This window comes from Streptomyces sp. NPDC005706, assembly GCF_040631045.1.
Classification (GTDB): Bacteria; Actinomycetota; Actinomycetes; order Streptomycetales; family Streptomycetaceae; genus Streptomyces.
Genome location: NZ_JBEXYS010000002.1, coordinates 565,800 through 588,658 on the forward strand (window position 1 = coordinate 565,800; position 22,859 = coordinate 588,658).

Annotated in this window: 26 protein-coding genes; 15 read left to right on the top strand and 11 right to left on the bottom strand. The window is 71.6% G+C overall.

Annotated elements, in window-relative coordinates; genetic code table 11:
• Positions 1-18: 18 nt before the first annotated feature.
• Positions 19-612 carry an N-acetylmuramoyl-L-alanine amidase gene (locus ABZ478_RS06160; RefSeq protein ID WP_359545737.1) on the bottom strand — a complete coding sequence of 198 codons (594 nt, stop codon included), beginning with the start codon at positions 610-612 and terminating at the stop codon, positions 19-21.
• A 290-nt stretch (positions 613-902) separates the two neighbouring features.
• Between ABZ478_RS06160 and ABZ478_RS06165 the strand changes: the two genes are divergently transcribed.
• From ABZ478_RS06165 to ABZ478_RS06185, 5 genes are all read left to right on the top strand, one after another.
• A complete protein-coding gene (locus tag ABZ478_RS06165) occupies positions 903-2,309 on the top strand; it encodes a family 2B encapsulin nanocompartment shell protein (protein WP_359545739.1) in 1,407 nt (468 codons plus the stop codon).
• 112 nt (positions 2,310-2,421) lie between these two features.
• Positions 2,422-3,552 carry a family 2 encapsulin nanocompartment cargo protein polyprenyl transferase gene (locus tag ABZ478_RS06170; RefSeq protein WP_359545741.1) on the top strand — a complete coding sequence of 377 codons (1,131 nt, stop codon included), beginning with the start codon at positions 2,422-2,424 and terminating at the stop codon, positions 3,550-3,552.
• A 326-nt stretch (positions 3,553-3,878) separates the two neighbouring features.
• Positions 3,879-4,463, top strand: coding sequence for a dihydrofolate reductase family protein (locus ABZ478_RS06175; protein WP_359545743.1), 585 nt, complete (start codon positions 3,879-3,881; stop codon positions 4,461-4,463).
• 26 nt (positions 4,464-4,489) lie between these two features.
• Complete coding sequence (locus ABZ478_RS06180; RefSeq protein ID WP_359545745.1) at positions 4,490-4,714, top strand: hypothetical protein; 225 nt, start codon at positions 4,490-4,492, stop codon at positions 4,712-4,714.
• A 73-nt stretch (positions 4,715-4,787) separates the two neighbouring features.
• Positions 4,788-5,120 carry a DUF952 domain-containing protein gene (locus ABZ478_RS06185; RefSeq protein ID WP_359545747.1) on the top strand — a complete coding sequence of 111 codons (333 nt, stop codon included), beginning with the start codon at positions 4,788-4,790 and terminating at the stop codon, positions 5,118-5,120.
• A 64-nt stretch (positions 5,121-5,184) separates the two neighbouring features.
• Here the strand turns inward: ABZ478_RS06185 and ABZ478_RS06190 are convergent, their stop codons facing one another.
• The 3 genes from ABZ478_RS06190 to ABZ478_RS06200 form a co-directional block, all read right to left on the bottom strand.
• Positions 5,185-5,934 carry a VOC family protein gene (locus ABZ478_RS06190; protein WP_359545749.1) on the bottom strand — a complete coding sequence of 250 codons (750 nt, stop codon included), beginning with the start codon at positions 5,932-5,934 and terminating at the stop codon, positions 5,185-5,187.
• Between the two features lie 43 nt (positions 5,935-5,977).
• Positions 5,978-6,433: a VOC family protein gene (locus ABZ478_RS06195; RefSeq protein WP_358927579.1), complete on the bottom strand. Its 456-nt coding sequence runs from the start codon at positions 6,431-6,433 to the stop codon at positions 5,978-5,980.
• A gap of 81 nt (positions 6,434-6,514) precedes the next feature.
• Positions 6,515-6,913 (bottom strand): helix-turn-helix transcriptional regulator, encoded by a 399-nt coding sequence (locus tag ABZ478_RS06200; RefSeq protein ID WP_358927580.1) that lies wholly within the window; start codon positions 6,911-6,913, stop codon positions 6,515-6,517.
• A 39-nt stretch (positions 6,914-6,952) separates the two neighbouring features.
• On the opposite strand from ABZ478_RS06200, the gene ABZ478_RS06205 reads away from it, so the two are divergent.
• Together ABZ478_RS06205 and ABZ478_RS06210 are read left to right on the top strand one after the other, a co-directional pair.
• On the top strand, positions 6,953-7,471 hold the full coding sequence (locus ABZ478_RS06205; protein WP_359545751.1) for a GNAT family N-acetyltransferase: 519 nt from the start codon (positions 6,953-6,955) through the stop codon (positions 7,469-7,471).
• 47 nt (positions 7,472-7,518) lie between these two features.
• Entirely contained in the window at positions 7,519-7,956 is a 438-nt protein-coding gene (locus ABZ478_RS06210; RefSeq protein WP_359545753.1) for a VOC family protein, read from the top strand.
• Positions 7,957-8,097: 141 nt separating this feature from the next.
• On the opposite strand, the gene sodN is transcribed toward ABZ478_RS06210, so the two are convergent.
• Positions 8,098-8,493 (bottom strand): superoxide dismutase, Ni, encoded by a 396-nt coding sequence (gene sodN, locus ABZ478_RS06215; RefSeq protein ID WP_004983535.1) that lies wholly within the window; start codon positions 8,491-8,493, stop codon positions 8,098-8,100.
• Positions 8,494-8,637: 144 nt separating this feature from the next.
• On the opposite strand from sodN, the gene sodX reads away from it, so the two are divergent.
• Positions 8,638-9,072, top strand: a complete 435-nt coding sequence (gene sodX / locus ABZ478_RS06220; protein ID WP_359545755.1) for a nickel-type superoxide dismutase maturation protease — start codon at positions 8,638-8,640, stop codon at positions 9,070-9,072.
• On the opposite strand, the gene ABZ478_RS06225 is transcribed toward sodX, so the two are convergent.
• Entirely contained in the window at positions 8,976-9,605 is a 630-nt protein-coding gene (locus tag ABZ478_RS06225; RefSeq protein ID WP_358927583.1) for a CGNR zinc finger domain-containing protein, read from the bottom strand. The two genes, sodX and ABZ478_RS06225, sit on opposite strands and share 97 nt — an antisense overlap.
• Before the next feature lie 101 nt (positions 9,606-9,706).
• Here ABZ478_RS06225 and ABZ478_RS06230 point away from each other — a divergent pair, with 101 nt between their 5' ends.
• A complete protein-coding gene (locus ABZ478_RS06230) occupies positions 9,707-10,471 on the top strand; it encodes a class I SAM-dependent methyltransferase (RefSeq protein WP_359545757.1) in 765 nt (254 codons plus the stop codon).
• Positions 10,472-10,549: 78 nt separating this feature from the next.
• On the opposite strand, the gene ABZ478_RS06235 is transcribed toward ABZ478_RS06230, so the two are convergent.
• Genes ABZ478_RS06235 through ABZ478_RS06245 form a run of 3 tightly spaced genes read right to left on the bottom strand, consistent with a single transcriptional unit; the run spans position 10,550 to position 13,285 of the window.
• A complete protein-coding gene (locus ABZ478_RS06235; protein ID WP_359545758.1) occupies positions 10,550-11,353 on the bottom strand; it encodes an amino acid ABC transporter ATP-binding protein in 804 nt (267 codons plus the stop codon).
• Positions 11,350-12,291 (bottom strand): amino acid ABC transporter permease, encoded by a 942-nt coding sequence (locus tag ABZ478_RS06240; RefSeq protein WP_359545759.1) that lies wholly within the window; start codon positions 12,289-12,291, stop codon positions 11,350-11,352. Before ABZ478_RS06240 ends, ABZ478_RS06235 begins: the two co-directional genes overlap by 4 nt.
• 37 nt (positions 12,292-12,328) lie before the next feature.
• The gene (locus ABZ478_RS06245; protein WP_359545761.1) at positions 12,329-13,285 is read right to left on the bottom strand and encodes an ABC transporter substrate-binding protein; all 957 of its coding nucleotides are present in this window, start codon (positions 13,283-13,285) and stop codon (positions 12,329-12,331) included.
• Between the two features lie 567 nt (positions 13,286-13,852).
• Here ABZ478_RS06245 and ABZ478_RS06250 point away from each other — a divergent pair.
• Together ABZ478_RS06250 and ABZ478_RS06255 are read left to right on the top strand one after the other, a co-directional pair.
• Positions 13,853-15,073, top strand: a complete 1,221-nt coding sequence (locus ABZ478_RS06250) for an NADP-dependent malic enzyme (RefSeq protein WP_359545763.1) — start codon at positions 13,853-13,855, stop codon at positions 15,071-15,073.
• Between the two features lie 214 nt (positions 15,074-15,287).
• Positions 15,288-16,253 carry a zinc-binding dehydrogenase gene (locus ABZ478_RS06255; protein ID WP_359545765.1) on the top strand — a complete coding sequence of 322 codons (966 nt, stop codon included), beginning with the start codon at positions 15,288-15,290 and terminating at the stop codon, positions 16,251-16,253.
• Positions 16,254-16,325: 72 nt separating this feature from the next.
• Here ABZ478_RS06255 and ABZ478_RS06260 read toward each other — a convergent pair whose 3' ends face one another.
• Both ABZ478_RS06260 and ABZ478_RS06265 read right to left on the bottom strand, forming a co-directional pair.
• Complete coding sequence (locus ABZ478_RS06260) at positions 16,326-17,399, bottom strand: PadR family transcriptional regulator (protein ID WP_359545767.1); 1,074 nt, start codon at positions 17,397-17,399, stop codon at positions 16,326-16,328.
• Position 17,400: 1 nt separating this feature from the next.
• Complete coding sequence (locus tag ABZ478_RS06265) at positions 17,401-18,294, bottom strand: DUF4097 family beta strand repeat-containing protein (protein WP_359545769.1); 894 nt, start codon at positions 18,292-18,294, stop codon at positions 17,401-17,403.
• A 137-nt stretch (positions 18,295-18,431) separates the two neighbouring features.
• Between ABZ478_RS06265 and ABZ478_RS06270 the strand changes: the two genes are divergently transcribed.
• From ABZ478_RS06270 to ABZ478_RS06285, 4 genes are all read left to right on the top strand, one after another.
• Complete coding sequence (locus tag ABZ478_RS06270; protein WP_003992906.1) at positions 18,432-18,611, top strand: DUF6104 family protein; 180 nt, start codon at positions 18,432-18,434, stop codon at positions 18,609-18,611.
• Between the two features lie 108 nt (positions 18,612-18,719).
• Positions 18,720-19,130 (top strand): CU044_2847 family protein, encoded by a 411-nt coding sequence (locus tag ABZ478_RS06275; protein ID WP_358927594.1) that lies wholly within the window; start codon positions 18,720-18,722, stop codon positions 19,128-19,130.
• A gap of 14 nt (positions 19,131-19,144) precedes the next feature.
• Positions 19,145-21,571 carry a trypsin-like peptidase domain-containing protein gene (locus tag ABZ478_RS06280; protein ID WP_359545913.1) on the top strand — a complete coding sequence of 809 codons (2,427 nt, stop codon included), beginning with the start codon at positions 19,145-19,147 and terminating at the stop codon, positions 21,569-21,571.
• Positions 21,572-21,841: 270 nt separating this feature from the next.
• Positions 21,842-22,858, top strand: coding sequence for a MoxR family ATPase (locus ABZ478_RS06285; protein ID WP_358927595.1), 1,017 nt, complete (start codon positions 21,842-21,844; stop codon positions 22,856-22,858).
• Position 22,859 lies beyond the last annotated feature (1 nt).

Below are 22,859 nucleotides of genomic sequence, written 5' to 3' on the forward strand. Positions count from 1 at the left end.
GGCGTGGGCCGCGGACGGCTACGACTTCAGGCGATCCCTCACCCGTTCCCGCAGCCACGCCATCGAGAAGCCGCGCGGGTCCACCTTGCCCGGCTGCCACTCCAGGTGGCCGATCACCGACCGTTCCGTCCAGCCGTGGTGGCGGCACACGGCCGCCGCGGCCCGCGCGATCGCCTCCAGCTGCGCCTCGGGCCACGGGTCGTCGCCGTCGCCCAGGTTCTCGCACTCGAAGCCGTAGAAGTGCCGGTTGCCGTCGGTGTTCGCCTCGTTGTCCGGCGGCAGCCGCTTCTCGGCGATCACGGCCCGCAGCACCTCGTCGTCACCGAGCCCGGCGTGGTTGGCGCGGCCGTAGCCGACCAGGTGGATCCTTCCGTCCTTGGTGATCACGCCGTGGCACAACGGGCCGGGGAGCGCCGCGTGCCCGTCGCGGCAGACCTCGACGGTGTGGGCGCTGCCACGGGTCACCGTGTGGTGGATCACCACGCCGTGGACCGGGCCCCAGGGGCCCTTGTGATTGCGGTTGTGGTGCCGCCAGTCGCCGACCTCGACGACCGTCGCGCCCTCCGCTCGCAGTGCGGCCAGAAACGCGCTCGCGGACATGGGTGGGGCCATGACCGCCTCCTTCGTGCTGTGCCCGGTCGGCCGCCGGTCGCGGCCCACTCGTAAGGCTGCTTCTATCGAAACCGGACGTCCCGGACCACCTCCTTCGCACGCCGTGCGAGCCGATCCGGACAGGTGGCGCATCCCGGGTGCCGCTGGACAAGATCCCACTTTCTGCCCAGTAGTGCGATGATCCATTCCCGCTCTTTCGGGTAATGGCACGGACACGTTACGTAATGGAAGCTTGCTCGTGAGACCGGTGTGCGATTCGGCGCCGGGCATACATGAGAGGGCATCCCCATATGTCGGTAGGCGAAGAGGTCCGCACGGAGCAGGGCAAGCCGCAGCAGTCTCTCGGCACGGCGGCAGCGCGGAACCTGGCCACCACCACCAAGTCCGTTCCGCAGATGCAGGAGATCAGCTCCCGCTGGCTGCTGCGCACGCTGCCCTGGGTGGACGTCCAGGGTGGCACGTACCGGGTCAACCGGCGGCTGACGTACGCCGTCGGCGACGGCCGCATCACGTTCGTGAAGACCGGGGACCAGGTGGAGGTCGTCCCGGCCGAACTCGGCGAGCTGCCCGCGCTGCGCTCGTACGAGGACGACGAGGTCCTCACCGAACTGGCCCGGCGCTGCCGCCAGCGGAACTTCGCGCCGGGAGAGGTCATCGCCTCCTTCGGCGCCCGGACCGAGAAGGTCTACCTGCTGGCCCACGGCAGGGTCGAGAAGATCGGCTCGGGTCCGTACGGCGACGACGCGGTCCTCGGCGTCCTCGCCGACGGCGCCTACTTCGGCGAGGCAGCGCTGCTGGACCCGGACTCCATCTGGGAGTACACCGCCCGCGCGGACACCGCGTGCACGGTGCTGGTTCTCGGCCGCGAGGACTTCGAGCAGGTGGCCGAGCGCTCCGACTCGCTGCGCGAACACCTCCGGCGGCTGCGCTCCATCCCCGAGCAGCGGACCAACAAGTTCGGCGAGAAGGAGGTCGAGCTGGCCGCCGGCCACAGCGGCGAGCCGGACATCCCGCACACCTTCGTCGACTACGAGGCCCGGCCGCGCGAGTACGAACTGAGCATCGCCCAGACCGTGCTGCGCATCCACTCGCGCGTGGCCGACCTGTACAACCAGCCGATGAACCAGACCGAGCAGCAGTTGCGGCTGACGGTCGAGGCGCTGAAGGAGCGCCAGGAGCACGAGCTGGTCAACAACCGGGACTTCGGGCTGCTGCACAACTGCGAGTACGACCAGCGGATCCAGCCGCACGACGGCGTACCCGGCCCGGACGACATGGACGAGCTGCTCAGCCGCCGGCGGGGCACCAAGCTGTTCCTCGCCCACCCGCGCGCGATCGCCGCGTTCGGGCGTGAGCTGAACAAGCGCGGACTGGTTCCGGAGACCATCGACATCGGCGGCAACCGCATCCCCACCTGGCGGGGTGTGCCGATCTACCCGTGCAGCAAGATCCCCGTCACCGCGGAGCGCACGACCTCGATCATCGCCATGCGTACCGGCGAGGCCGACCAGGGCGTCGTCGGGCTGAGGCAGTCCGGTATCCCGGACGAGATCGAGCCGAGCCTGTCCGTCCGGTTCATGGGCATCAACGAACAGGCGGTCATCAAGTACCTGGTGACGGCGTACTACTCGGCCGCGGTCCTGGTGCCCGACGCGCTCGGCGTGCTGGAGAACGTCGAGATCGGCCGGTGGAGGTGACGTCCGCGCACCGCGCCGCCGTGTCCCCGCCCTCCGGGGCGGGTACATCCTCGGGGTATGCGTTCACCCGGGGCGGGAGCGCCGCCGTCCGCGGGCATCGCGAGGGGGAGCCATGGCCGATTTCATGACGGAGACCAGACAGCGCGCACCCGGACCGCGTGAGCCGCGCGAGTCCACCGGTGGCGCCGCGGCCGGCCCGCCGGACGGGCAGGAGGCCGCGGTGCTGCTGGAGCGGACCCGGGCCGTCGTGGACCCGGAACTGCGCGCGGCCGTCGACTCGTTGCCCGGTCCGATGCGCCGGATCGCCCGCTACCACTTCGGCTGGGAGCACGCCGACGGCACCGCGGCGGCGGGCAACGCGGGCAAGGCGATCAGGCCGGCGCTCGTCCTGGCCGCGGCCGCGGCACTCGGTGGCCCGGGAGCGAGGACGGCGGCCGTCCGGGCCGCCGTCGCGGTCGAACTGGTCCACAATTTCACGCTGTTGCACGACGACGTGATGGACCGGGACACCACCCGAAGACACCGTCCCACGGCCTGGACCGTCTTCGGCGACGCCGACGCGATCCTCGCCGGGGACGCGATGCAGGCACTGGCGCTGCGGCTGCTCGCCGCGGATCCGCACCCGGCTTCCGGACCGTCCGTCGTCCGGCTCGCCGACTGTGTCGTCGAGTTGTGCGCCGGGCAGCACACCGACACGGCACTGGAGCGGCGCGCTCCCGAGGAGGTGGCCCTGGACGAGGTGCTCGCCATGGCCGAGGCGAAGACCGGCGCACTGCTGGGCTGCGCCTGTGCGCTGGGTGCGCTGTACGCGGGTGCCGGGAAGGAGGACGTGGCGGCGCTGGACGGCTTCGGGCGCCAAGCCGGGCTCGCCTTCCAGCTGATCGACGACGTGATCGGCATATGGGGCGACCCGCTGCGCACCGGCAAGCCGGCCGGTGCGGATCTCGCCGCCCGCAAGAAGTCCCTGCCGGTGGTGGCGGCGCTGACCTCCGGCACCTCCGCGGGAACCGAACTCGCCGCGCTGTACGGAAGGCCGTACGCCGACGGGGAGGAGGGGGACAGCGGGGAGATCGCGCGCACGGCCCTGGCGGTCGAGCGGGCCGGCGGCCGGGACTGGGCACAGGCCGAGGCGGCCGACCGGATGGCCCGGGCGGTGCAGGAACTGGCCCGCGCCGTCCCCGCCCCGGAGACGGCGGGCGGACTGCTGGCCCTGGCCGAGTTCGTGACCCGGCGCAGCAGCTGAGCAGGCCGTCGCCCGACGGCCGGCCGAGGACCCCGGAGCCACCGGGACCGTGCGGTTCCTGACCCCGCGCGGTCACCGGGGCTCCGGCCCCGGGCGGGCCCCGCGCACCCCCACCGTGCGCGGGACCCGCCGTTTGCCCGTTCCAGCACCAGGCGCCGCGCGCCGCTCCTGATCGCCCGCCATGCGGAACCTCTTCTCCCACTTGGTCCCGGACCGCACTCCGTCCCGGAAACGCCTTGCAGTCACTACGACTGGAGTACTACAAATGGAGCACTACAAGCGCAGTGGTCAACTCGCCGCTCCGCAACCTGAGAAGAGAGACCCGCTTGCGAAAGCTCACGTACTTCGTCGCCTGCTCGCTCGACGGCTTCATCGGCGACGAACAGGGCGATGCCACCGCGATGTTCCGCTTCCTCGACGAGGAATATCTCGGCTTCCTCCGGGAGGAGTTCCCGGAGACCCTGGCCAGTCAGGGCCGGGTGCACCTCGGCCTCGACCACCTGGAGAACCGGCGGTTCGACACGGTCATCCAGGGCCGCGGCAGCTATGAACTGGCGCTGAAGGAGGGCATCACCAGCCCCTACGCCCACATGCGCGAGTTCGTCGCCTCGCGCACCCTCGGCACCTCGCCCGATCCGAACGTCGAGATCGTCGCCGACGACGTGGTCGGCCGCGTGCGCGAACTGAAGGCGGAGCAGGGCGGCCTGGACATCTACCTGTGCGGGGGCTCGCGGCTCGCCGGAACCCTGCTCGACGAGATCGACGAACTCGTCGTCAAGAGCTACCCGATCGTCTACGGCACCGGCATGCCGATGTTCGGCACCAGCCAGGGGATCACCCAGTTCGCCCTGGACTCGGCCCGCACCTTCGGCAACGGAGTGATCGTGCGGACGTACTGCAGGGAGCGCTGAGTCCTCGCCCGCCCTACCCTGAGGACATGGGCAGCGAGAGCAGTGTCTGTCCCGTCTGCGGGCAGCCCGTCGAAACCGTCGTCGGCCGGCACAAGACGCTGGGCGCGTGGGTGCCGAAGTGGGGCCCCGGCCCCTGCCACAACCCTGACTGCGCGTCCCGCGCGGAGCACACCGAGCCCGCCGTACCGGCCGCCCCGGACAGCGGGACCGAGCCGTCACGGCCCGGTGGGTCCACCGCGCGACAGTCCTGAACCCGTGCCGAGCCCGCGCACCGGCCGCTTCTCGCCGGTGTGCGCGGCCCGGCCGGGGCCGTAGCGTGGCCGCATGCCGAAGCTTCCGCACATCGTCCACATCACCGAACGCGCGCTGTGGGACGAAGCCCGCGCACGCGGCACCTACGAGGTGTCCACCCGTGGCCGCACCCTCCAGGAGGAGGGGTTCGTCCACTTCTCCACCCGCGAGCAGCTCCCGCGCATCGCGGCCTTCCTGTACGGCGGGTACGAGGGTCCGGACGAGCTGGTCGTGCTGGTCGTGGACCCGGCCCTGCTCGGCGTGCCGGTGAGGTACGAGGCCATGCCGCCGAACGGCGAGGAGTTCCCGCACGTGTACGGGCCCGTCCCGGTCGACGCCGTGGTGGACGTCGAGCCCTGGGGGTGACCGGCAGGAGGGCGCGCGCCGTCGACGCCGGACCGTGTGGGGAGGTCCGTCCGCGCGTACCCGACTACGGCTCCCCGACCGCCGTCGGCAGCGCGCCCGTGCCGGGGTCGCGGCCGGTCAGGCAGTAGGTGCCGCCGGCCGGGTCACGCATCACCGTCCAGTGCGGCCCGTCCTGGACATGGGTGGCGCCCAGCCGCTCGTGCCGGGTCCGGACCGCCCCGATGTCCGCGCAGGCGAGGTCCAGGTGGGCGGAGGCCGGACGGTCGTCGTCGAGCCGCTGCAGCAGGATCCGCACCGGCTGACCGGCCGGCGGCCTGAGCACCCGGAACTCCGGCCTGGACCCCGTCAGCAGGTCCCAGCCGGTCAGCGCCGCCCAGAAGGCGCTCTCGGCGTCGAAACCGGCGGGCGGGATGTCCAGGCACACCTGGTCCAGGCGGCTGCCGTCGACGACCGGCGGCCGTACCTTCTCCCCCTGCCAGAGCCCGGCGCAGAACGGCTGCCCGCCCGGCGAGCGCAGCACGGCCCAGTCCGAGTGATCGGCGACCGTCACAGCGCCGAGTCCGGTGGCCGCCGCCATGAACGCCCGCACGTCGTCGACGAAGAAGTCGAGATGGGCCCCGCCGCCCCCGTCGAGGACCCCTTGCAGCTTCAGGCAGGGATCCGCGCCGTCCGGCAGCAGCGTCACGAACTCCTGCCGCTCGCCCCGGAATCCGGAGAGCCGGGTGCCCGTGACCGCCGTCCAGAAGGCATGGGCCTCGGCGAGACGGCCGAAGGGGCGGTCGGCGAAGGCATACGTCCAGCGGATGGTGTCCATGGCCGGGATCGTAGGGCGCCGGCCGCGTCGAGCGCGCGGAGTCTCAGCCCGACTCCGGGTCCACGGGCCAGCGACCCGTGTCCGGTTCCGCGGGCCGCTGGAGGAACCGCAGCATGTTCCCGGCCGGGTCGCGGAACGCGCAGTCCCGCACCCCGTACGGCTGGTCCGTCGGCTCCTGCAGCACGTCGCCGCCGGCCTCCCGTACCCGCTCGTACAGCGCGTCGCAGTCGGCGGTGGTGAAGATGACGCCGCGCAGCAGCCCCTTGGCGAGCAGTTCGGCGATCGCCTGCTTGTCGGCCGCCGAGATGTCCGGGCTGGCACCCGGCGGCTCCAGCACGATCTCCACATCCGGCTGCAGCGGCGAGCCCACGGTGACCCACCGCATCCCCTCGAAGCCCACATCGTTGCGGACCTCCATGCCGAGCACGTCACAGTAGAAGTGGAGCGCCTTGTCGTGGTCGTCCACGGCGATGAAGCACTGCTTGAGTTTCAGGTCCATGGCCTCACGCTAGGCGCAGCCGGGCCGCCGTGCGCGGAAACTCCCGGCCGGAGCGATCGCGGAGGTGCGGGCCGGAACCGTTCAGTACGGCCGGCGGCGCGGCCGGGTGAGCGAGCGGGCCACGCAGGACGGGATCACCGCGCTCTCCTCGTGGGAGCCGGCCCGGTAGGCACTGGGCGTCAGGCCGACCAGCTCGGTGAACCGGGAGCTGAAGGAGCCGAGGGAGGTGCAGCCGACGGCGAAGCACACCTCGGTCACCGTCAGATCGCCGCGCCGCAGCAGCGCCTTGGCCCGTTCCACCCGACGGGTCATCAGATAGCTGTACGGCGTCTCCCCGTACGCCTTGCGGAAGCTGCGCTGGAAGTGGCCGGGCGACATGTGGGCGCCCCTGGCCAGCTCGGTCATGTCGAGCGGCTCGGCGTACTCGCGGTCCATGCGGTCGCGCACCCGCCGCAGCCGTACCAGGTCCTCCAGGCTCATCCCGACAGCTTGGCACGGCGCGGCTGCGATACTCCAGCCATGAACACGGGGACGACAGCGGGCGGCCGGCGGACGGACCCGGCCGAGCGGGCGAGCGCCGCGCAGTGGTCGACGCGGGCCGCGACGACCGCGGACATCGAGACGATCGCCGAGCTGCGGGCCGAGGTGATGCGCCCGGACCTGGAACGCCTCGGACGCTACGACGAGCACCGGGTACGGCAGCGGCTGCGGGACTCCTTCTCCACCCGGTACACGTCCATCGTGCTGAGCGGCGGCGAATTCGCCGGCTGCGTCACGGTCCGGCCCGGCGCCGGGGACAGGCAGTGGCTGGAGCACTTCTACCTCGACCCGCGCCATCAGGGCCGGGGGCTCGGTTCCGCCGTCCTGCGCACCCTGCTGGAGCGCGCCGACGCCCAGGGGGCGACCGTCGCCCTGAACGTCCTGCGGGGCAGCGCCGCCCGCAGGCTCTACGAGCGCCACGGCTTCGTACTGGAAGCCCAGGACCCGGTCGACGTGTTCATGGTGCGCCCGCCCGGCGGCATCGGTCTCCCGCTGTAGGTCCGCGGCCCGATCCGTCTCCCGCCGGCGCGTGCCAGCCTCGTCCCATGACGCATTCCTGGCCCGGTCACCTCGATGTGGGAGCGGTCCGGTTCGCCCGGCCGACCGCGCACTACGACGACGTCGTGGTCTTCTACCGCGACGTCCTCGGTCTGCCCGTGCTCGCCCAGTGGCGCGGCCACGCGGGCTACGACGGCATCGTCCTCGGTCTGCCCGGCACCCCGGTGCACATGGAACTCCTCCAGCACGGCGACCCGCCCCGCATCCCCGAGCCGCACCCCGAGAACCAGCTGGTGCTCTATCTGCGCGGCCCCGAGGCCGTCACCGTCGCCGCCCGCCGGCTAGCCGGCCACGGGCACAGCCCGGTCCCCGCCGCGAACCCCTACTGGACCGAACGCGGCGCCGTCCTCTTCGAGGACCCGGACGGCTGGCAGGTCGTGCTGGCGCCCTGGGTCTTCGGCGAGGACCCGGCACCCGCCGTCTGACCGGCGCGACCGGCGCGGAAAAGGCGCGCCAAAGACCGCACCCGGACCGTCAGGACGCCCTCGCGGGCATGCTGACGATCCGGGTGCGGGGAGGCGGACCTGGCGACCTGGAAAAACGGGTCACAGGGCGTGATCGTGAGATCAGGCCTTCTTGGTCTCCCAGAAGATCTTGTCGATCTGCGCGATGTAGTCCAGCGCCTTCTGGCCCGTCGCCGGGTCGGTGGACGCCTTGGCGGCCGAGAGGGCCTTCAGGGTGTCGTTGACCAGCTGGTGCAGCTCCGGGTACTTCTCGAAGTGCGGGGGCTTGAAGTAGTCGCTCCACAGCACGGAGACGTGGTGCTTGGCCAGCTCGGCGCGCTGCTCCTTGATGACGGTGGCACGCGCCTGGAAGTGCGGGTCGTCATTGCCGGCCATCTTCTCCTGGACGGCCTTCACCGACTCCGCCTCGATGCGGGCCTGGGCCGGGTCGTACACGCCGCAGGGCAGGTCGCAGTGCGCGCTGACCTTGACCTTGGGGGCAAACAGGCGGGAAAGCATGGAGCATTCCTTCCTCGTGATCGTCTTCTCAGGTGCGACATTACTCCCTGACGGACCTGTTTTCGTGAGTGCCCCCTAGGGCTTAGGACAAAAGTCCAGGGTCACACTGGGACTGGTGGAGGAACGGACCGGGGAGGTGCCGGGATGCCGGAGCTGTCGCAGGAGAGCGAGCGGGGGAGAACCGGGGCGCCCTTCGGTCTGGCCGAGGTGACGGGTCCCTCCATGGTGCCCACCCTGCACCACGGGGACCTACTGCTCCTGCAGTACGGCGCCGCGGTCCGGCCGGGGGACATCGTGGTGCTGCGGCATCCCTTCCAGCAGGACCTGCTCGTCGTCAAGCGTGCGGTGGAGCGGCGGGAGGGCGGCTGGTGGGTGCTCGGGGACAACCCGTACGCCGGCGGTGACAGCACCGACTACGGGGTGGTGCCCGACGAGTTGGTCCTGGGAAGGGCGCGGCTGCGCTACCGGCCGCCGCGGCCCGGTCAGCGTTCGCCGCTGGCGCTCGCGCGCTGGGTGTTCTCCGCGGCGAGACCGCTGCTCACCGACCGGTCGGCCTCCAGACGTTTGCGGGCCCGGTAGGCGGCCACGTTGGCACGGGTCGCGCAGCGGTCGGAGCAGTAGCGCCGGGAGCGGTTCGTGGACGTGTCGAGGTAGGCGTTGCGGCACGGGGCCGCCTGGCACAGGCCCAGCCGGTCGACGCCGTACTCGGTCAGGTGGAAGGCCAGGCCCATCGCCGCGATGGCCGCGTAGCCGGCGGTGGCGTTGGAGGGGTGGTCGGCCAGGTGCATGTGCCACAGCGGGCGGCCGTCCTCGTCGCGGTGGTCGTGGCCGGAGATCTGCGGGCTGACCGGGAACTCCAGCAGCAGTGAGTTGAGGAGATCGACGGCGAGGGTCTCGTCGCCCCTGTCGGCCGCCTCGAAGACCGAACGCAGCCGGGACCGCACCGAGCGGAAGCGGGTCACGTCGGCGTCGGCGGCGCGGCGGGCCGCCGAGGCGTTGGCGCCGAAGAGGTCGCGGACGGCCTCGACCGAGGTCAGGGAGTCCTTGCCCCGGACCGGCTCCTCGCTGTTGACGAGGCGCACGGCGTAATCCGAGTAATAGGCCAGTTCCACTTGTAGTCCTTACCGAGGCGCTCTATGGTCGTGTCTGCGGTCGGGTAACAGCCGGTCGTGCATCCAGGGTATTACGCGTGCGTGAGGAGACGGGGTTTTCCATGACCACCAGTACCAGCACCGGAACCGACTGGGCCGCCTGGCAGGAGAGCTGGGACCGGCAGCAGGAGTGGTACATGCCGGACCGCGAGGAGCGGTTCAGGATCATGCTCGACATGGTCGAGGCGCTCGTCGGCACGGCACCGCGTGTACTCGACCTCGCCTGCGGCACCGGCACCATCACCGCCCGGCTGCTGGCCCGCTTCCCCGACGCCACCAGCACCGGGGTCGACCTCGACCCGGCCCTGCTCACCATCGCCCGCGGCACCTTCGAGGGCGACGACCGCGTCTCCTTCGTCACCGCCGACCTCAAGGACCCCGACTGGCCGGCGCGGCTGCCGTACGGCTCCTACGACGCGGTGCTGACCGCCACCGCCCTGCACTGGCTGCACAGCGAACCCCTCGCGGCACTCTACGGACGGCTCGCGGAACTGGTGCGCGCCGGCGGTGTGTTCATGAACGCGGACCACATGATCGACGAGAGCACCCCGAGGATCAACGCGGCGGAGCGCGCCCAGCGGCACGCCCGCATGGATCAGGCCAGACGGGACGGCGCGCTGGACTGGGCCGAGTGGTGGCGGGTGGCCGCCGAGGACCCGGTCCTTGCCGAGCCGACGGCCCGCCGCTTCGAGATCTACGGCGAGCACGCCGACGGTGACATGCCGGCCCCGGCCTGGCACGCGCGCGCACTGCGCGAGAAGGGCTTCGAGGAGGCACGGCCGGTGTGGTGCTCGCCCTCGGACACGCTGCTGCTCGCGGTGAAGTGAGCCGACGCGGGACGACGGAAGAGGGGCGGTACGGAGAATCCCGCACCGCCCCTCTTCCGGTCGAGGCTCCGCGGAGTCTCAGAGCACCTTGGACAGGAACGACTGCGTCCGCTCGTGCTGCGGATTCGTCAGGACTTCACGCGGATGGCCGGATTCGACCACCACGCCACCGTCCATGAAGACCAGGCTGTCGCCGACCTCGCGGGCGAAGCCCATCTCGTGGGTGACGACGACCATCGTCATGCCGGACTCGGCCAGGTCGCGCATGACGTCCAGGACGTCACCGACCAGCTCCGGGTCGAGGGCCGAGGTCGGCTCGTCGAACAGCATCAGCTTCGGGTCCATCGCCAGGGCCCGGGCGATCGCCACCCGCTGCTGCTGGCCACCGGAGAGCTGCGAGGGGTAGTTCCCCGCCTTGTCGGCGAGGCCCACCCGCTCCAGGAGCTGCATCGCCCGCTCCTTGGCCTGGGCCCTGCTGACGCCCTTGACCTGGACCGGCGCCTCGACGACGTTCTCCGCGGCCGTCATGTGCGGGAACAGGTTGAAGCGCTGGAAGACCATGCCGATGTCCCGGCGCTTGAGCGCGACCTCGCTGTCCTTGAGCTCGTAGAGCTTCTCGCCCTTCTGGCGGTAACCGACCAGCTCGCCGTCCACGTAGAGACGGCCGGCGTTGACCTTCTCCAGGTGGTTGATGCACCTCAGGAAGGTGGACTTGCCGGAGCCGGAGGGGCCGATGAGGCAGAACACCTCACCCTGCTTGACCTCCAGGTCGATGCCCTTGAGCACCTGGACGTGGCCGAAGGACTTGTGAACGCCCTCCGCCTTGACCATCGGGGCCGTTCCCGTGGGGACGGCGTCGCTCTTGCTCAGCTTGTCGGTCATGCGCCCACCGCTCCCCTCGGGCCACCCAGCGACAGCACGTTCGCCTTCACCTTCTGCCACGGCGTCGGCGGCAGTTGGCGGCTGGAGCCGCGGGCGTAGTAGCGCTCGATGTAGTACTGGCCCACGCTCAGCACCGAGGTCATGATCAGGTACCAGGCCGCGGCCAGGAAGTACATCTCCACCGGGGCACCGGAGTTCTGGCCGATGTCCTGGGCGAAGCGGAACAGCTCGGGATACTGGACGGCCGCCACGAGCGAGGTCGTCTTCAGCATGTTGATCACTTCGTTGCCCGTGGGCGGCACGATCACGCGCATCGCCTGGGGGATGACGATCCGCCGCAGGGTCTTGCTGTGGCTCATACCGAGGGCGTGCGCCGCCTCGGTCTGGCCCTCGTCCACCGCGAGCAGGCCGGCCCGGCAGATCTCCGCCATGTACGCCGCCTCGTTCAGACCCAGGCCGAGCAGCGCCGTCAGCAGCGGCGTCATGAAGTTCGACCAGTGGTCCTTGTAGAACGGCATCAGGTTGATGTACTCGAAGACCAGGCCCAGGTTGAACCAGAGGAAGAGCTGGACCAGGACCGGGGTGCCGCGGAAGAACCAGATGTAGAACCAGGCGATCGACGAGGTCACCGGGTTCTTCGACAGCCGCATCACGGCGAGGACGATGCCGCCCACGATGCCGATCAGCATCGACAGGACCGTCAGCAGAAGGGTCTTGCCGACACCCTTCATGATCCGGTCGTCGAAGAAGTAGTCCGGTACCGCGTGCCAGTTGATCTGGCCCTGGCCGAACGCGTAGATGATCGCGACGAGGATCGCGATGGCGATGACGGCGGTGACGTACCGCCCGTAGTGCCGGACCGGGATCGCCTTGATGGCTTCCGGGCCGCCCGGGGGAGTGCTCTGCTCCCCGGCCGCCGACTTGTCGATGTCAGTCACGGGTGTTGCCTCTCAGTGGCCGCTTCGGGTCCGCGGGTCACTTACCGCCGTTGATCACGGACTGCTTGACGGCGCCGTCCTGCGCGCCCCACTTCTCCAGGATCTTGCCGTACTCGCCGCTCTTGATGACGGCGTCCATCGCGGCCTGGAGGGCGTCCCGGAGCTGGGTGTCCTTCTTGGCCACGGCGATGCCGTACGGCGCGGCCTCGACCTGGTCGCCGACGACCTCGAAGTCCTTGCCGCCGCCGGAGGTCTTCACCGCGTAGGCGGCGACCGGGAAGTCGGCGGACACGGCGTCCGCGCCGCCCGAGCGCAGCCGGGTCTGGGCCTGCTGGTTGTCGTCGAAGGCCTCGATGGCGAGCTTCTTGCCGCTCGGACACTTCTTGGCCTGCTCCTTGGCCAGGTCCTCCGAAGTGGTGCCGCGCTGCACGGCGAGCTTCTTGCCGCAGAGGTCTTCCCAGGTGGTGATGCCCTTGGTGTCGCCCTTGCGGGTGTAGATGGAGACACCGGCGGTCAGGTAGTCGACGAAGTCGACGCCCTCGCCGACCTTCTTGCCGGTGTCCGGGTCGACGCCCTCCTGGCGGTTCTTGTTGTCCGTCATCGCCGACATCGCGATGTCGTAGCGGTCCGAGCGCAGACCGGTGAGCAGGCCGTCGAAGGTGCCGTTCTCGAACTGGAACTTCACCCCGAGCTGCTTGCCCAGGGCCGCCGCCAGGTCGGGGTCGAGACCCACGACGTTGCCGGAGTTGTCCTTGTACTCGACCGGGGCGTACGCGATGTCCGACCCGACCCGGACGACGCCGCTGCTGCGGATGTCCTTGGGAAGCTTGCCGGCCAGCGGGGCGCTGCCGGCGGACGAGCTGCCGGAGTCGTTGCCGCTGTCCTTGGTCTGGTCACCGCAACCGGTGAGGATCAGGGCGCCGGCGACCGCGATCGCACCGACCGCTGCAGTCCGGGCGCGGGCGGGAGTACGACGGGTGGAGCTTGCGGTCATGGTGGTTCCTCCGGCGGGTGGAAAGAGGTGCCGATGGGTCGACGGAAACACACACCTTCGGGTGTCGCGACCTCGTGGGTTTACGGCATCTTGCCATTCGGGTTCGCCCATTCAGGGGAGTCGCAATGTCAAAATCGGATAACGGGTGATCCCCCAACCACGTCAGGACGGCCCCTGCCCGGCACCGCACCCCGGACCATCTGCGGTGATCCCGGCCTTCAGCCGTAAAAACTTCTACCCGTCTCACCATGTGGTCGGTGAAGATCGTGGTCCTTCCCATCCAGCAGGGGCCTTGCCAACCGCGTGACCGTCCTGTCAGCCGCGTGTCACCCCTGTGTGGCTTTCTGGTTCCCAGATGTGACCTTGCACCTAATGGACTCGTCGTCAGCGCCGTCCGTCCGGTAAGAAGGTTCTTTACACCCCTCATCCGGGGCTCAGGGCGCGTGTGCGGCGCGCCCGTCGCGCAGCCGCTCGTACGTATCGGTAACCGGGCCTGCGCGGTGCCCGCCCACCCCTCACCAGGAGTGGTCGACCCTCAAACCATGCATACCTAAGGGGTAAGACAAAGTGGCAGCGGAGATCGTCAATCCTCGCAGCGACAACACAACGGATCAGGACGGGGCCGAGCCCTTGGATTCCTTCGATCCGGCGTTCGCGCTCCATCGCGGCGGCAAGATGGCCGTGCAGGCCACCGTTCCGGTCCGCGACAAGGACGACCTGTCCCTCGCGTACACGCCCGGCGTCGCGCGCGTGTGCACCGCGATCGCGGAGCAGCCGGACCTGGTCAACGACTACACATGGAAGTCCTCGGTGGTCGCCGTCGTGACCGACGGCACGGCCGTGCTGGGACTCGGGGACATCGGACCCGAGGCCTCCCTCCCCGTGATGGAGGGCAAGGCCATCCTGTTCAAGCAGTTCGGCGGAGTCGACGCGGTGCCCATCGCGCTCGCCTGCACGGACGTCGACGACATCGTCGAGACCGTGGTCCGGCTCGCTCCCTCCTTCGGCGGGGTGAACCTGGAGGACATCTCGGCGCCCCGGTGCTTCGAGATCGAGCGCCGGCTGCAGGAGCGTCTGGACATCCCCGTCTTCCACGACGACCAGCACGGCACGGCCGTCGTGACGCTCGCGGCGCTGCGGAACGCGGCCCGGCTGAGCGGCCGCGAGATCGGGCAGCTCCGGGCCGTCATCTCGGGCGCCGGCGCGGCCGGTGTCGCCATCGCCAAGATGCTGATCGAGGCCGGCATCGGGGACGTGGCGGTGGCGGACCGCAAGGGCGTCGTGTCGGCCGGCCGGGAGGACCTGACGCCGGTCAAGCGCGAGGTCGCCTCCTTCACCAACAAGGCCGGCATCAGCGGGTCGCTGGAGGACGCCCTGGCGGGTGCGGACGTGTTCATCGGCGTCTCCGGCGGTACGGTCGCGGAGGCGGCGGTCGCCTCCATGGCCGAGGGTGCCTTCGTCTTCGCGATGGCCAACCCCAACCCGGAGGTGCACCCGGAGGTGGCGCACAAGTACGCGGCGGTCGTCGCGACCGGGCGCTCGGACTTCCCGAACCAGATCAACAACGTGCTGGCCTTCCCCGGGATCTTCGCGGGCGCGCTGCAGGTGCGGGCCTCGCGGATCACCGAGGGCATGAAGATCGCCGCCGCGGAGGCGCTGGCCGCCGTCGTGGGCGATGACCTCGCCGCCGACTACGTCATCCCGTCGCCGTTCGACGAGCGGGTCGCTCCCGCGGTGACGGCGGCGGTGGCGGCAGCCGCCCGGGCCGAGGGCGTCGCCCGTCGCTGACGTCGCGCAGGACGGCCCCGCCCGTTCGGGCGGGGCCCTTCTTCTGTCCGGCCGCCCAGCCGCCCGTCCGTCCCGGGTGTTCTCCGCGGCGGTGCCGGTGGGCCGCCCGTGGCCGCGCGCCGGGCTGCTCCGCTCGGGTGCCCTTGCGCAAGAGGGCATGTGTCACAGCCCCCCGCGGTTCCGCCGGCTGCACGACGCACCTATCGTCGAGCCCATGTTCGCTGCCTACGCCGCCCGAATCGACCGCGACCAGCCGCTCACCGGACTCGAGTTGGGGGAGCGTCCGGCCCCCGAGGCCCGGCCGGGCTGGAGCACGGTGAACGTCCGCGCCGCCTCCCTGAACCACCACGACCTCTGGTCCCTGCGCGGTGTGGGCCTCTCCGAGGACAAGCTGCCGATGATCCTCGGGTGCGATGCCGCCGGGATCGACGAGGACGGCAACGAGGTCGTCCTGCACTCCGTCATCGGACAGAGCGGCCACGGGGTCGGCCCCAAGGAGCCCCGCTCCATCCTCACCGAGCGCTACCAGGGCACGTTCGCCGAGCAGGTCGCCGTGCCGGCCTGGAACATCCTGCCCAAACCGAAGGAGCTGTCCTTCGCCGAGGCCGCGTGTCTGCCGACGGCCTGGCTGACGGCCTACCGGATGCTGTTCACCAACGCCGGGGTGCGGCCCGGTGACTCGGTCCTCGTCCAGGGCGCCGGCGGTGGTGTCGCCACCGCCGCGATCGTGCTGGGCAAGGCGGCCGGACTGCGGGTCTTCGCGACCAGCAGGGACGAGGCCAAGCGGAAGCGGGCGCTGGAACTCGGCGCGGTCGAGGCGGTGGAGTCGGGGGCCCGGCTGCCGCAGCGCGTGGACGCCGTCATCGAGACCGTGGGCGCCGCCACCTGGTCCCACTCGGTGAAGTCCCTGCGGCCCGGGGGCACGCTCGTGATCTCCGGCGCCACCAGCGGTGACCGGCCCTCGCACGCCGAACTGACCCGGATCTTCTTCCTCGAGCTGAAGGTCGTCGGCTCCACCATGGGCACCAAGGACGAGCTGGAGGACCTGCTCTCCTTCTGCGCCGCCACCGGCGTACGCCCCGTCATCGACGAGGTCCTGCCGCTGGACCGGGCCCGTGAGGGCTTCGAACGGCTGGCGTCCGGCGAGCAGTTCGGGAAGATCGTCCTGACGAACGAGTGACCGTGCCCGTCGCGGCGTGTCCCAGGTGAGGGCCGGGGTCACGCCGCCGTGCGGGCCCCGGCCGCCGATGGGTCAGACCCTCGGGCGGCGCAGTATCGCGCCGATGTGGGCCGCCGCCGCCGACAGGTGCCCGCGGGCGTCCCTGAGCTGGTCGGCGCTGACGCCGTGGTCGCGGGCCGCGTCGCGGATGTCGTCGCGGAAGCGGTCCAGCAGGCGGTCCAGGTCGCGGGCCGGTTCGCCGGTGGGGGCCTCGTGCGCCCAGGACGGCTCGTACTCGGCCGGGAAGTCCTCCGGGGGTGCGGAGTACTCCGGCGTCGCGGGGGCCGACTTGCGCGAGCCGGCGCCCGATCCGTCCCCGGTGCGGCCGAAGCCCCGGTCCTTGCCGAACTCCTTGCCGTACTCCTTCCCGAACTCGCCGAACTCCTTGGCGAGTTCGGTCAGGCCCTCGCGTACGCCGGTCGGCCAGTCGCCGCGCGTGAAGTGGTCCTGCACGCGCTCCTGGACCCGGTGCGCGATGCGCTGCATCTCCTCCTGCGCCTGGGCCCGTGCCCGTGCCTGGGCCTCCTGGGCCTGGTGGCGGGCGCGCTGGGCCTCCTCGCGGGCCCGGCGGCTCTCGTCCTTGGCGCGGCGGGCCTGCTCCTTCCACTCCTGCTTGACCCGGCGCATCTCCTCCTTGGCGGCCCGCCAGGCCTCCTTGTCCCCGAGGTCGCCGCTCTCCCCGAGGGGCCCCGCATCGCCGCCGTTCTTCCCCGAGCCCCGGCGGGCCTCGGACGCGGCGGCGCGCACCTCGCGCCGCAGATCGCCGGCCGCGCCGCGCACGTCGGCCTGTATCTCGGCGGCGAGTTCCGCCACGGACTCGCGGATCTCCAGCTCCAGATCGGCCAGCTCGCCGCTTCTGTCGGCGAGTTCGGCGCGGCCGGCGTCCGTGATGGCGTAGACCTTGCGGCCGCCCTCCGTGGTGTGCGTGACCAGGCCCTCGGCCTCCAGCTTGGCCAGCCGGGGGTAGACCGTGCCCGCCGAAGGGGCGTACAGGCCCTGGAAGCGCTCCTCGAGGAGCCTGATCACCTCGTAGCCGTGGCGGGGGGCCTCGTCGAGCAGCTTGAGCAGGTACAGACGCAGGCGGCCGTGGGCGAAGACGGGAGGCATGTCAGAGCACCTTCTTGTCGGTCGTGCCGTCGGTCGTGCCGTCGGCGGGCGAGCCGGTGCCGGCGTCGCGGGGGGTGTCGGGCTCGTCCTCACCCGGCGGGCGGCGCAGCAGGGCGATGGAGCCGGACACCGTCGTGGCCCGGAGCTTGCCGTTGCCCGCGCCGAGCCGGCCGGTGATCTTGTGGGCACCCCACTGGCCGTGCACGCGCAGTCCGTCGAAGGCGTTGGAGATCGTGCCGCTCGCGGTGTTGGCCTCCACCTCCGCGTCCGCCGGGTGCGGCAGGCGGATCGCGATCTCGCCGGAGACGCTGGTCAGGCCGACGTCGGTGGGGCCGTCCGGGTCCAGGTCGATGATCATGGAGCCGCTGACCGAGTCGGCCCGGACGGAGGGGCCCGAGCCCTCGACCACGGTCAGGTCACCGGAGACGGAGTGGAACCGCAGGTCGCCCGTGACGGCCTGGGCCTCCAGGTTGCCGGACACGGTGTCGGCGCGGACCTGCCCGGAGAGGCCGACGAGGGTGGTGTCACCGGTGACGCCCTTGATCACCGAGGCGCCGCTTATCCCGGAGACGACCGCGCCGGCACCGACCACGCCCACCTCCACGCGCGTGTCCGCGGGGACCGCGAGGGAGACGACCGCGCTGCGGCGCCAGCCCTTGCGGTCGAGCCACTTGAGGAAGCCCTTCCACGGCAGGTCGTCGTAGGCGACGGTGAGGGTGCCGCCCTGGTGGGTGACGATCAGGGGTGGGCCCTCGATGTCCGTGACCTCCAGGCGGGCGGAACCTTCGTCCGTACCGACGACGTTCACCGTTCCGTTGACGATGCGGACGTGCAGGTCGCGTACCGGGGTGTCGAAGGTCAGCTTCTGGGGGTCGGCGATGGACCACTCGGACATGGGGCCTCCTAGGCCGGGGCGCGGACACGCCATATCGCGTCTTCTGTGAAACACGATATATCGTGGATGCGGAAAGTCAAGGCATAGGCTGTAGGCGGGCCCACAGGGGCCGGGTGGATTCGCAGGAGAGGCAGTTCATGTACTTCACCGACCGCGGGATCGAGGAGCTGGAGAAGCGGCGCGGCGAGGAAGAGGTCACCTTCGAGTGGCTCGCCGAGCAACTGCGCACGTTCGTCGATCTCAACCCGGACTTCGAGGTGCCCGTCGAGCGGCTCGCGACCTGGCTCGCCCGGCTCGACGACGAGGACGACGAGTAGGACGAGTAGGGCGAGCGGCAAGTCGAGTCGGCCGTATCGTCCATTGCCCCTCCCTCTCACCTGTCACCGGAGTTAGCCTTCTTCTCCCATTCGGTGAACGGGGGCGTCATGGGTGGAGGAGTCGAACGCGTACGGCTCGACGACGGAACGGTCGTCTGGGCCAGGATCGGCGGGCGTGACCAGGAGGCGCTCGACGAGGGCGGTTACTGGGACACGGGGCTCGGTGACCGCGTCGTCGACATGGCGGGCGGGCTGGCCGGCACGGTCGGTGGTGTCGTGCGCTCCTTGCGCGCCGGTCTGGACACGCCCGCCGCGGTCGAGGTGTCCGTCAGCTTCGGAATCGAACTGACGGCGCAGTCGGGCAGGATCGTGAGCGCCATAGCGCAGGGCGGCGGCACGTCCTCCCTGACGGTGTCCCTGACCTGGACCGAACCGGCGACGGCCGGGGACGGCGCGGATCCCGCGGCATCCGGGGGCGGAGTCGCACCGCCCCGCTCGCCGGCCCCCGGCTCCGCATGAGCGCCTTCGACGAGATGGTGCGCCCCTCTCTCGCGCGCATCGGCGCAGCGGGTGACGGGTATGCAACGGACCGTGACCCGTACTGGGGATCGGGGTTCTTCATAGCCCCGGGCTGGCTGTTGACCTGCGCCCATGTCGTGGGGAAGGGGGGAGCCGCGGTGTGCCGAGGGGAGAGCGCCTTACGCGTGACCTGGCAGGAACGCACCACCGAACCCGCCGCCACCGACGCCTGGGAGGAACGCTCCGGCACCGGGACCGCCGTACTCCTGGCACCCCGGCCCGAGGAGCCGGAGACGCTCCGTGACCCCTGGCCGTTCCCCGACCTGGCGCTCGTCCGGGTCGAGGGCGCGGACGACGCGCGGTGCCTCTGGCTGGGCGACCGGGAGCCCGGGGCCCGCGCCCCGATCGGGCTGTACGGCTGGTCCCTGCAGACCGGCGAGCTGGGCGTCCGGCACGGCACCGGTGAACTCGCGGGTTCCGACGCCCGCGCGCTGCTGCTCGGCGGCAGCCTGCCGATCGGCGGACTGTCCGGCGGACCCGTGCTCGACCTGCGGCACGGCTCGGTCGTCGGTGTCATCAAGGGCCGCCGGCGGGAGGAGGGCGTCGCCGTCCCGGTCACCGCGCTGCACGAGCTGCTGGACCGGCGCGACACGTCCGGCGTCCTGCGCCAGGTACTGCGCGCACACGACCGGCACCATCTCCGCCTCCTGGACGACCCGTCGCCGTACGCCAACTGGACCACGCTGCAGGCCGGGCTGCCCGCCCTGGCGCCGCCCGTCTCCGGGATCACCGCCGAACTGCGCGCCCGGCTCTACGGCCATCTCGCCGAGCTGCCGCCGCCCGCCGGAGCGGGCGAGATCGTCCACCTGGTGGAGGAGGTCAAGGAGCGGGTGCGCGGCGAACGGCTGCGCTCGCTGGTGCCGCGGAACGTGCGGACCTGGCGTGAGGGCGCGGCCCTGCTGTACGGACTGCGCACCCTGGACACGGAGGGCGGCGGGACGCTGGTCGATCTCGACGCCGTCCTGCTGTACGCGGCGAAGGTGGTGCGGAAGACCGCGCGCGAGCGCTCCGGCGAGATCGACCCGGCCCGGCTCGGCGCGTTCACCGAATGGCTCGGCGCGCAGGCCGGGCGGCATCGGCACTGGGCGGTGAGCGGGGCCATCCGGGGACTGCTGAACGGGATCGACGGCCGCGGGCCGGACGGGGGACCGGACGAAGGGCCGGACGGAGCGATCGAGGGAGGGCCGGCCGCCGGCCGTACCGCCGCGATCACGCCCCTGACCGCTGCCGCGACCACGGCCGCGCCCGCCCGGGTGACCGTGGCTCCGCCCGCCTCCGAGCTCCAGGCCCCGCCCGCGTCCCACCTCTCGCCCGTGCTCCCGGCCACGTCCGAGCTCCGGTCCGCGCCCGAACCCCCGTTCATCCCCGACCCCCGGGGCGCCCCCGGGCCGACGGCCGTGACCGCCGAGGCGGTGACCACCGGCCGTACCGACGTCCTCGTCAGGGTCGGCGCGGCCATGTACGGCGGGCTGCACCCCTGGAGCGTGGAGCTGATCCACGACGGCCTCGACGTCACCCCGGTCGCCGCCGACGACCGGGGGGTGCGCGTCGACCGGCTCGCGGCGGTGCTGCGCGGCCCGCTGGACCGTGCGCTGGACCTCGGGGACCACGGAGAGCATCTGGCCGGGATCGAGGTCTTCCTGCCCCGCAAGCTGTTCGACCTGCCGGTGGACGAATGGCAGTTGCTGCCCGACCACCCGGGCGCCTTCCGCGACGACCACGACGACCGCGGCCATGGCGACGGCCGCGGCCCCGGCGACTGGGACGGCGAAGCCCACGAGGACGACGAGGACGACGACTTCGTGGACGAGCGGTCCATGCCGCTCGGCATGCGCCGGACCGTCGTCATCCGGGACCTGCGGCGCAGCGAGCGGCCGCCCTCTCCGGAGTGGCGCAGGCGCTGGCGGGGCGTGGCCCGCGGGCCGCTCACGCACGAGCCGCTGCACGGCCGGGCCCCGGCCGACGGCCATGCCGCCCCGTCCCGCTCCGGGAGCCGCTACCTGTACTACGGCACCCTGTCGGCGCTGGACGACACCTGTGTTCTTGTCTATTGCGGCCCCGTGGCGAGCGGGGAGGGGCAGGCGGCGATGAGGGACGCGCTGATGGCGGGCCATCCGGTGGTGCTGTGGCGCCGGGACCGGCACGACCACGACGAGTGCAAGGCCTTCCACGAGCAGGCCGCCCATGCGGTGGGCGCTGCCCGGCACGCCGAGGACCTGCACGAACCGGTGCGTGACCTGCGCATCCGCCTGTACGACCCCGAGTCGGCCCGGGCCCGGGGCCTGCGCGGGAAACTGGCCGTGCTGTTCGACCCGCCGGACCGCCCACCGCGCGCCGCCGGAACGATGCGGCCGCCGCCACTGGCCGCTCCCGACGGCTGATCCGGGGGACGGCCCGGCGGACGGCCCGGCGAAAGGTCCTACGGCCGGGCCGACCCCCGATCCGATGGCCGTTCCGGCGACCGCCCCGCACCCGATCCGCCCGGCACGCCCGGACCACCCGTCAAACCCCGTCCGCAACACGGCTGTTCGGAGGTCCGGAAGTGAACGCCGGGCCGCTCGAACCTCGGCAGACACGGCCGCCTGACGGTAGCCTCGTAGGTCAAATGGCCGGGCCCGCTGCATGATCACCAAATTTGGGAGGAGCCCAAGGTGAACGACTGGCGGATCTACTGCGGAGTGGGTCAGCCGCACGACGGCATGCGGCGGTTGCCGCCCCCGCCGCCCTGGCGTGACTTCACGGCCTCCCGGGGCGATGACGCGGAGGCCGGCCCCGAGGACCCCAGCAGCGCCCGCCGGCTCGGTGTCCGCCGCCGTCTGGTGGAGAGCTACGCGCCCCGGCCGGCCGAGGTGGACGCGGTCAACGCGGCCCTGTATCTACGCCGGCCGCTGCTGGTCACCGGCAACCCGGGCACGGGCAAGTCGACCCTGGCGTACGCCATCGCCCATGAACTCGGGCTCGGCAAGGTGCTGCGCTGGCCCATCGTCAGCCGTACCAGCCTCCAGGACGGGCTGTACCGGTACGACGCCATAGGCCGCCTCCAGGACGTCCAGCTCGAGCGGGCCCGCGGGGGTGAGGGCGGCACGGCCGCGCCCGGCATCGGGTCCTACATCCGGCTCGGCCCGCTCGGCACCGCCCTGCTGCCCGCCGAGCAGCCCCGCGTACTGCTCATCGACGAACTCGACAAGAGCGACCTGGACCTGCCCAACGACCTGCTCAACACCCTGGAGGAAGGCGAGTTCTCGATCCCCGAGCTGGAGCGGCTGGCCGACCGCGAACCCGTCGTCGAGGTGCTCACCCACGACGGCGACCGGGTCGCCGTGCACGGCGGGCGGATCGCCTGCACCGCCTTCCCGGTGATCGTCCTGACCTCCAACGGGGAGCGCGACTTCCCCGCTCCGCTGCTGCGGCGCTGCGTCCAGCTCGAACTCGACCCGCCCGGTGAGGAGCAGCTCACCGCGATGGTCGAGGCGCACCTCGGCGCGGACGGTGTCGCCGGCGGGGCCGATCTCATCCGCAGGTTCCTGGAGCGCGAACCCGGCGAGGTGCTCGCCGCCGACCAGCTCCTCAACGCCCTCTTCCTCACCCGCCACGACCCGCGCGCGCAGAGCCTCACCCGGGAGCGGATCGCCGAGATGCTCATGCAGCCGCTCGACCGTACGAGGTGAG